The sequence below is a fragment of the Stieleria sp. genome, from assembly GCF_041595215.1.
Lineage (GTDB): Bacteria > Planctomycetota > Planctomycetia > Pirellulales > Pirellulaceae > Stieleria > Stieleria magnilauensis.
In genome coordinates, this window is sequence record NZ_JBFHKV010001046.1 from 1 (window position 1) to 3,016 (window position 3,016).

General features: G+C 59.6%; 2 protein-coding genes. Both read left to right on the forward strand.

The window, feature by feature from the left end; translation table 11 throughout:
* On the forward strand, nt 1–1,231 hold a 1,231-nt coding region (locus ABX749_RS27820), incomplete at its 5' end, for a DUF1553 domain-containing protein (RefSeq protein WP_372898898.1).
* Nucleotides 1,232–1,409: 178 nt separating this feature from the next.
* On the forward strand, nt 1,410–3,016 hold a 1,607-nt coding region (locus tag ABX749_RS27825; protein ID WP_372898899.1), incomplete at its 3' end, for a PPC domain-containing protein.

The window sequence follows — 3,016 nt, forward strand, 5'->3', positions numbered from 1 at the left end:
CAATTTTGCGTTCCACGCCTGGGTCCGCGACAACCTGCTGGCCGGAACCCCGTACGATCAATTGGTCCGCGAATTACTGGCCGCCACCGGCACCGTGATCGCCAATCCTCCGGTCGCCTGGTACAAGCGTGTCAAGGAACCGAAACAACAGATCGAAGACGTCGCCCAATTGTTCCTCGGCGTCCGTCTGCAGTGTGCCCAGTGTCACCATCATCCCTTCGAACGCTGGAGCCAAACGGATTATTATTCGCTGGCCGCGTTCTTCAGTCGCATCGGCCGAAAGCCGACCGATACCGCAGGCGAAGATCTGATCTTTCACCAACGCGGTACCGCTCAAGCGGTCAACATGAAGACCGGCGAAAATGTGCCTCCGGCGGCGCTCGGTGATTCGGTTGGTGAAATCCCGGCGGACGAAGACCCGCGGTTGCGTCTGGCCGATTGGATGGCCAGTCCCAGCAATCCGTTCTTTGCCAAGTCACTGGTCAATCGCTACTGGAAACACTTCTTTCGCCGCGGCTTGATCGAACCGGAAGACGACATCCGCGACACCAACCCGCCGACCAATCCCGAGTTGCTCACCGCACTCGAACAACACTTCGTCGAAAGCGGATTCGATCTGCGGTCGCTGATTCGCGTGATCACGACGTCTAAAGCATATCAGTTGAGCGCGATTCCTAACGATCACAACCTCGTCGATTCGCAGAACTACTCACGCTACTATCCCAAGCGATTGCAAGCCGAAGTCATGCTCGATGCGATCGATCAAGTTGCCGGCACCCAAACTTCGTTCGCCAATCTGCCGATCGGCACACGCGCGGTGGCGCTGCCGGACAACAGCTACAACAAAGCGTCGCCGTTCCTGCGTGTGTTTGGCCGCCCCGAAGCGACCAGCGTGTGCGAGTGCGAGCGGGTGCAATCGGGCAGCCTTGCCCAAAGTCTGCACCTGATGAATGCCGGTGACATCAAATCAAAACTTGCCGCCGGCGGTGGACGCATCAACCGACTGGTCGGCGAGAAAACGTCCGCCGATGAAAAAGTGACCGAATTGTATTTCGCCGCCCTTTCACGACCGCCAAGCGATGCCGAATTGGCGACGGCACTTCAGTACCTCAATGAACCGCGAATCGACGCGAACGGCAAACCGCTCGACGCGACAAAAGCCGAACGCGAAAACTTGCAGGACCTGACCTGGGCACTGCTGAATACCAAAGAATTTTTGTTTAACCATTAGTCGTCCCTCAAGAGTGTTGGTGTGCAGGCTTTAGCCGCCCACTGCCGCTGCGGAGCAGCGACACGGAATCGCCTAAAGGCTAGACGCCAACGGTGATAGGCTTCCGGCCTGTCAATTCCAGCCCATGACAGGCTGGAAGCCTATCCCACTTTTTACGACCATCGATTGGAATTTTCACATGACCTCTCCCCTGCCCTTCCGACCGGTCGCGTGCGTGTGCGTTCTCGCATCGCTAGCGCTACCCGCCATCCTGCATGCCCAATCGGTCTGCCTGCCGGCTCCAAGACTGCTGACGACGATGCCGATGGGAGGCCAAGCGGGAACGGAATTGGAAGTCACCATCACCGGGCAATCGCTCGAAGGCACCGAACAGTTGATCTTTTCGAACCCTTCGATCAGCGCGACGCCCAAGTTGAAAGACGACGGCACGGTCGTGGCCAATCAGTTTCTCGTTCGCATCGCCGCAGACTGCGCACCGGGCGTTTACGACGCACGGATCATGGCGGGGCTGGGCATCTCCTCGGCACGTGCGTTTTCGGTCAGCAACGTCCCCGAAGTCACCCAAACCCAACCCAGCACGTCGCTCGACACGGCGCTGGAGATCGCTGTCGGCTCGATCGTCAACGCCACGTTGGTGGACCGCTCGGTGAACTTCTATGCCTTCGATGCCAAACAAGGCCAGCGGATCATCGTCGATTGCGTCGCCAAGGGTATCGATTCGAAGATGAATCCGGTGTTGGTCGTCGCCGATGCCTCGGGCAGTGATTTGATCGTCGAGCGGCGCGGCGGAATCATCGACTTCACCGCGCCGGCCGAGGGCCGCTATGTGGTCAAGGTCCACGATCTGACATTCAAAGGTGGACCGTATTATTTCTTTCGCCTGGCGTTGACCGAAGCAGCCGAGGACGCCATTCCGTCACGCTTGCCCACCACCCAAAGCGTCACGTCTTTCTCGTGGCCGCCGCCCGGATTGGATCAGATTCCCGCGGCTGAAGAAACGCAACTGACCAGCGATGACGACGACGCGATTGGGATTTCGCTGCCCTGTGATATCAGTGGCAGCTTTTATCCCGCCGCGGACGTGGACACCTATCAGTTCGTGGCCAAGAAAGGCGAAACGTGGTGGGTCGAGATCGCGTCGGAACGTCTCGGTCACCCGACCGATCCGTCGGTCGTCGTGCAACGTGTGGTCGAGGGGGGCGACGTCGTTGATGTCGCGGAACTGGCCGACGTGCCGAGCCCGGTCAAACGTTCCTCCAACGGCTACTCCTATGACGGGCCGCCCTACAACGCCGGTTCCTCCGATGCGATGGGCAAATTCGAGGTCCCACAAGACGGCACCTACCGAATTCGCGTGACTGATCTGTTCGGGGGAACACGCAACGATCCCACCAATCGCTATCGGATGATCGTCCGCAAGGCGACGCCGGATTTTGCATTGGTCGGCTGGGCTCTGCACATGGGACTTCGCAACGGCGACCGCAACGCGCTCAGCAAACCGATCGCCCTGCGTGGTGGTGCCGTCATGCCGCTGGAAATCGTCGTCGTGCGACGCGACGGCTTTGACGGCGAGATCGACCTGTTCATGGAGAACCTTCCCGAAGGCGTCACGGCGACGGGACTGAAGATCGCCGCCGGAGCAACACGCGGGATCATGTTGGTCTCCGCTGCCGACAACGCGCCGCGCGGATTGCAAATGGCCAGCCTGTTCGGCCGGGCCAGCATCGACGGACAAGACGTCGTCCGGCACTGCAGTTGGGCATCGATGAAATGGCCCGTGACAAA